Below are 5,306 nucleotides of genomic sequence, written 5' to 3'. Positions count from 1 at the left end.
CCGCCGGCACGATGAACACCCTGCGCCTGCTTCTGGCGAGCGTCGAGGCGGGCGCCCTCCCGCCGATCCCCGGCCTCGGCCGCCGCTTCTCGGGCAACGGCGACATGCGCGGGTTCTGGGACCTCAACGAGCCGGGCACGGACCTGACCCTGGGCCTGCCCTCGAAGGGCGGGATCTTTCTACGCGACGCGCAGGAGCCGCGCGTCTCCATCGGGCTCAACAACCTCCCCAGCCTCGACCACTGGCCGATCCCGCGCAAATGGCGCGAGCGGCTGAAGCGCGGCTCGGTCGCCTCGGCGATGGGGGTGGATGCGGCCGACGGCGTGGTGCGGCTGGAGAACGGGCGGCTGAAGATCGACTTCGATCCCTCGAACAGCCCGATCTACGCGCGGGTCTACGAGACCATGCAGCAGCTCGCCCGCGAGGCCGGGGGGACGATGCGCATGGGCCGCCGCCCCTCCTCGGTCCACCCGATGGGCGGCGCCTGCCTGGGCCTGCCCGAGGCGGGCGGCGTGGTCGACGCCGCCGGCCAGATCCACGGCCTTCCGGGCCTGCACGTCGCCGACGCCGCCGCCCTGCCGGCGCCCACGGCCGCGCCCCCGACCCAGTCCATCGCCGCCTGGGCCGAGAACGTGGCCGCCCGCCTTACCGCCTGACCGCCGCGCCGCCCGAACGCGCCAGGGCGCGGCGGGCGGCGGTGCGCGCCCCCGGGCTCGCAACGCCGCCCACGGCCCGCCGCCTCGGCGCCGCGCCCAGCCCCGGGGCCTCCGGCGCAACGGCGGCGGCCGGGGAGAGGCGGGGCCGCCGTGCGCGACATGCGCGTCAGGGACGGACCCGCCCCCGCGATCCGCCGGGGGGCCTGAAGCGGGCGTCGGGCGAGAGGCCCCGGCTCGAGGCCGGGGCGCGCATGCTGCGGAGCGGGACGCCCGGAGGGCCGCGCGGGACGCCCGGAGGGCCGGGCCCGGACTCAGCCCGCGGTCGTCACATGCACCGCGGGCTTGCGCCCGCCATGCCAGTCGCCGTTCACCGAGCGCTCGACCTGGGCGGCGAGCTGCAGCAGCAGCCCGTCGTTGCCCTGCGCGGCCTGCAGGTGCATGCCCAGCGGCAGGCCGTTGGCGTGGCGGGCCATCGGGATCGACAGGCCCGGCGTGCCGCACAGGTTGTTGAGCGGCGTGTAGGCGAAGAACCCCCACAGGTTCTCGAACCACGCCAGCGGCGAGGGCTCGGAGGTCGTGGTCAGATACTCCGTCGTCCCGATCCGCGGGGTCTCGCGGGCGGTGATCGGGGTCAGGATCACGTCCCAGTCGAGGTAGAACTCCCCGAAGGCGCGCGAGGTGTCGTTGAACGCGTACTGCATGTCCGACCGCTCGGTGAAGGTCGCGTCCTTGCCGGCCTCCCAGATGCGGATGTTCATCGGTTCGATCAGCTCGGGCGGCGGCGAGGCCAGCCCGCGGGCCCGCAGCAGGTTGTTCACCGTCTGCGCGAACTGGGTGATGTAGCAGGTGGTCTGCGCGGCGTAGGCCTTCTCGAAGTCCACCGTCGGCGCCACCCATTCGACATGGTGTCCGAGGTCCTCGAACACCTTCGCCGCCCGCTCCAGCTCGGCGGCGATATGGGGGGTGGCGCGGTAGGGGCCCCACTCGTGGCTGACGGCGATCTTCAGGGGCCTGGGGTCGCGCTCGATCAGCTCCAGGAACGGGGTCTCGGGGCGCCAGTAGGGCATGTATTCGCCCGGCGCCCCGCCGCGGCAGGCGTCCACGAAGGCGGCCGTGTCGCGCACCGTGCGGCTGAGGCAGCCCTGGGTCGACACCGGCGCGGCGTAGTCCGAGGCGTAGGGCGCCACCGAGAACGTCCCGCGCGAGGCTTTCAGCCCCACCAGCCCGCAGGTCCCCGCGGGAATGCGGATCGAGCCGCCCCCGTCGGTCCCGTGCGCCAGCGGGAACACCCCCGCCCCGGCCGCGGCCGCGGATCCCGCCGAGGACCCGCACGACGTGTAGTCCGTGTCCCACGGATTGCGGGTGACGTAGACCGCCGGGTTCTCGGCCGAGCTGCAGCAGCCGAACTCGGGCGTGGTGGTGCGCGCCATGATGTTCAGCCCGGCGGCCCGGATCCTGGTGGTCAGGAAGGCGTCGGTCTGCGGCCGGTTGCCGGTCATGAACAGCGAGCCCTGCTCCTGCAGGCGCCCCGCCACGGTCGGGCCGAGATCCTTCATCGGGAACGGAACCCCTGCGAACACGCCCGAGAGGCTGGCCCCCGCGCCCGCGGCGTCGGCGACCGCGTCGTCAAACGTCTCGATCACCGCAGAGATCTGCGGATTCACCAGGGCCGCGCCCTCGGCGGCCTGGGCGGCCAGCTCCTCGGGGGTGACCTCGCCCGAGCACGCCAGCTCGGCCAGTCCAAGCCCGTCGCGGGCGGTCCACTCGTCCCAGCTCAGCACCGTCGTCACGTCGTCTCCTGTCGTGGATCTGGGGCGGCCGGGGCAGGTCGCCTGTGGAAGGAAGGGCGGATCATGGTCCGGACCAACGCCCGGCGAAAGGCCCCCCGCCTGCGTCGAGATCGCCGGGGGGGCCTCGCCGCCGGCTCAGCGGGCCAGAATCCGTTCGACAAGCTCCTGCACCGCCAGCGCCTCGGGCACGGTGGCGAGGCGATGGCGCTCGCCCCGCATCATCTTGTCCAGGTCGTCGAGCTGGGCGCGCAGGCTCTCGGCGCGGGGATCCTCGGGCTCGGGGGCCGCCGGCTCGAACGGGCCGCCGTCCGAGACCGCCAGCCGGTAGAAATCCGAGATCCGCCAGCTGCGCCGCGCGCCCGTGACGGTCACCTCCTGCCGGTCGGGCTGCACGCCCCCGACCGAGCCGAGCACCGACACCGGCACGCCTGCCCCGTTCTCGAGCCGCGCCGCGACATGGGTTTCGCACAGGCTCGGGTCGGCGGGGTAGGCGGGCCGCGCCCAGACCAGCTCCAGCGGCCCCAGCACCCGGGCGGAGAAGAACAGGAAATGCGAGATCACCTCGCGCACATACCCGCCCTCGGCGGCAAAGCGCAGCCAGTCGGCCTCGATCTGCCAGGCGCGGGGCCAGTGGGGGTAGGTGACGACGATGTCGACGCCGCGATCCTCGCCCCGCGCGTCGTCGGCGAGCACCGCGGCGAGCGCCGCGCCCGCCGCCTGGGTGAAGTTCACCGCCGCCGGCACGCCCGCCGCGGCGAGCCTTTCGGCCAGGTCCCGGCTCTCGGCCACGTCCACGCCCAGCGGCTTTTCGAGGAACACCGCCTTGCCCTGCGCCGCCGCCTCCAGCGCATAGGCCTTCCGCGGCGCCGGCGGGCAGGCGAGGTAGACCACGTCGGCCGCCGCGATCACCGCCTCCGGCGTCTCGACCATCGAGGCGACCGGGCCGATGCGGGCCGCCTGCGCGCGGGCCTCGGGCGAGGGGTCCCAGGCCGCCACGACCTCGAAGGCCTCGTGGCGGCCCATGTGCTCCAGCATCCGGCGTCCCATGATGCCCAGGCCGATCACGCCGACCTTCCATGTGCTGCTCATCGCCGCCCTCTTTCGTCTGTGCGTCGCGACCTCAATGCCGCGCCGCCCCGCTCAGGTCCAGCCCGAGGGCGCGCGGGATGTCCGGACAGGGGCCGCGCCCGCCCGCGCCGCAGGGCGTCTCGCGACGCTTGCCGAGGGGGCGCGGGCGCGTCTATCGTTCTTGGACGCCAGCGAATTCCCGTGTCGGAGGCGGGCCGCGTCGCGCCCGAAAACTCCGGACAACCCCGCCGAGACCTGCCCCCGCCGCGATCTGCCTCGCCCCCATCCGGGAGACGCCCATGCCGACCACCCTCGTCCGCAACGCCGCCTGGGCCATCGCCTGGGACGCCGCGCGCGGCCGCCACGTCTACGCCCGCGACGTCGACGTCGCCTTCACGGACGACCGCATCACCCATGTCGGCCCCGGCTTCGCCGGCGAGGCCGGGACGGTGATCGACGGCGCCGGGCTGATGGTCATGCCCGGCCTCGTCGACATCCACGCCCATCCCCAGAGCCAGCCCGTCCAGCGCGGCCTGCGCGAGGAGCACGGCGTCCGTCACCACTACATGACCGGCCTCTACGAGCGGATGCAGGCCTTCGGCGGCGCCACGACCGAGGACATGGCCGCCGGGTTCGAGGCCGCCGCCTGCGAGCTGCTGCTGTCCGGGGTCACCACGCTGTGCGACATCGGGGTGGTGTTCCCCGGCTGGACGGAGCTGTTCGCGCGCAGCGGCCTGCGCGGCTTTCTCGCGCCCAGCTTCGGCTCGGGGACCTGGAAGCTGGAGGTCGACCACCGCCTCGACTTCGCCTGGGACGAGGCCGCCGGGCGCGAGGCGTTCGACCGCACGCTGGCCTTCCTCGACGAGCTGGCGGCCGAGCCCTCGGGCCGGCTGACCGGCGTCGTCTCGCCCACCCAGATCGAGAACTGCACCGGCGACCTCCTGCGCGACGCCTTCGACGCCGCGCGCGAGCGGAACATCCCCTACACCTTCCACGCCGCCCAGGGCGTGTGGGAGGTGCAGGAGATGCTGCGCCGCCACGGCCGCACCCCGGTGCAGTGGGCCCATGACCTGGGCGTGCTGGCGCCGGGCACGATCCTGGGCCACGCGATGTTCCTCGACCGGCATTCGTGGATCAACTGGTGCACCGACGAGGACCTGGGGATCCTCGCCGACAGCGGCACGGCGGTGGCGCATTGCCCCACGCCGTTCTCGCGCTACTCCCATCTGATGGAGAACTTCGGCGACTATGTGCGCGCCGGGGTGACCATGGGCATCGGCACCGACTGCAGCCCGCACAACATGATCGAGGAGATGCGCAAGGTCTCGACCTTCGCGCGGATCGCCGGGCGGGACGTCGAGGCGACCTCGCTCGATCAGGTGTTCCATGCCGCGACCGTCGGGGGGGCGAGCGCGCTGCTGCGCGACGACATCGGCCGGCTGGCGCCGGGGATGAAGGCCGACATCGTGCTGGTCGACCTCGCCAATCCCTGGATGCGCCCGGCCCACGACCCGCTGCGCAGCCTGGTGTTCCACGCCGCCGACCGGGCGGTGCGCGACGTCTTCGTCGACGGCCGCCAGCTGGTGGCCGAGGGGCGGGTGCTGAGCCTCGACCACGCCGACGCCTGCGACCGGCTCGACGCCGCCCAGGCCCGCTGGATCGAGGGCGTCCCCGCGCGCGACTTCCGCGGCCGCACGGCCGAGGAGATCTGCCCCCGCAGCCTCCCCTTCTGAGGGGCCACGCCCCCGACCCACCCCGCCCCCCCCGGGGCGCGCGCGCCCTGAAAAAGGGG

The 5,306-nt window shown here is 74.1% G+C and carries 4 protein-coding genes; 2 read left to right on the top strand and 2 right to left on the bottom strand.

Going from position 1 to position 5,306, the window contains the following annotated elements; all coding sequences use genetic code 11:
* The coding region (locus AAC134_RS23355) for a GMC oxidoreductase (RefSeq protein WP_339952132.1) at positions 1-656 on the top strand (656 nt) is incomplete at its 5' end.
* A 311-nt stretch (positions 657-967) separates the two neighbouring features.
* On the opposite strand, the gene AAC134_RS23350 is transcribed toward AAC134_RS23355, so the two are convergent.
* A complete protein-coding gene (locus tag AAC134_RS23350; protein WP_339952130.1) occupies positions 968-2,446 on the bottom strand; it encodes an amidase in 1,479 nt (492 codons plus the stop codon).
* 135 nt (positions 2,447-2,581) lie between these two features.
* Positions 2,582-3,535: a Gfo/Idh/MocA family oxidoreductase gene (locus tag AAC134_RS23345; RefSeq protein ID WP_339952128.1), complete on the bottom strand. Its 954-nt coding sequence runs from the start codon at positions 3,533-3,535 to the stop codon at positions 2,582-2,584.
* Between the two features lie 278 nt (positions 3,536-3,813).
* On the opposite strand from AAC134_RS23345, the gene AAC134_RS23340 reads away from it, so the two are divergent.
* A complete protein-coding gene (locus AAC134_RS23340) occupies positions 3,814-5,247 on the top strand; it encodes an amidohydrolase family protein (protein WP_339952126.1) in 1,434 nt (477 codons plus the stop codon).
* Positions 5,248-5,306: the final 59 nt, after the last annotated feature.

Origin of the sequence: uncultured Albimonas sp. (genome assembly GCF_963977235.1) — a bacterium.
Lineage (GTDB): Bacteria > Pseudomonadota > Alphaproteobacteria > Rhodobacterales > Rhodobacteraceae > Albimonas.
This window is presented reverse-complemented; position numbering and strand designations above follow the sequence as displayed.

What these genes read in the sequence shown, in the direction of transcription:
- AAC134_RS23345 (WP_339952128.1), bottom strand. Translation starts at nt 3,535, where the DNA reads ATGAGCAGCACATGGAAGGTCGGCGTGATCGGCCTGGGCATCATGGGA.
- AAC134_RS23340 (WP_339952126.1), top strand. Translation starts at nt 3,814, where the DNA reads ATGCCGACCACCCTCGTCCGCAACGCCGCCTGGGCCATCGCCTGGGAC.